Here is a 653-nt window from a genome sequence, read left to right on the forward strand (position 1 = left end):
TATTTATTAATTATAACTATTTTAAACATTTATTTTTTATAAAAAATATGTATTAATGACTTACAAATATTTTAATTTATTTTAATTAGATATCTATTTTTACAAAAAATAATCGTTGCACAGCCTATTACATACAAAATCTACTTCTTTTTCTTTAAATTTTCCTATTGTTATTTTGTATCCTCGTCTAATTAGTTCATTGCATACAATATTTTCTAATAATTGTCCTTGATCACTTTCTCCGTAAATCGCTTGTCTGAATCCTAAATCAACTAAGTAGTATTTTTCTGCATGGTTTAAAATTTTTTTCCCTTGCAAATTTTCTCTTTTAATTTTATTAATCAAGCAAGCTTCTTCAGTATAAGAAATATAGTTATAAATAGTGTTTACAGACACTTTAATTCTATCTTTCTTTAAATATTTAACAATACTGTTGGCAGAAAACAGTTGTCCTGTGTTAGCTACTAAAAATTGTATTATGCGGTCTAACAAATCCACATTTCTGATTTTGTTTCTTTTAACTATATTGGCTGTGCAATAATTATTTTTTGATTCTTTTTAGTTATGCTTAGTTTTAAATATTATGGGGTGTAATATATTATTAGTGTTTTTTAGTTTTTGTTGAGTTGGTGTTTATGGTTTTGCATGAAGAT

Annotated in this window: 1 protein-coding gene; it reads right to left on the bottom strand. The window is 23.7% G+C overall.

Going from position 1 to position 653, the window contains the following annotated elements; all coding sequences use genetic code 11:
• Nucleotides 1-99: 99 nt before the first annotated feature.
• The gene (locus MBFIL_RS05055) at nt 100-525 is read right to left on the bottom strand and encodes a DUF4143 domain-containing protein (protein ID WP_281192504.1); all 426 of its coding nucleotides are present in this window, start codon (nt 523-525) and stop codon (nt 100-102) included.
• Nucleotides 526-653 lie beyond the last annotated feature (128 nt).

Source organism: Methanobrevibacter filiformis (assembly GCF_001639265.1).
Taxonomy (GTDB): Archaea; Methanobacteriota; Methanobacteria; order Methanobacteriales; family Methanobacteriaceae; genus Methanacia; species Methanacia filiformis.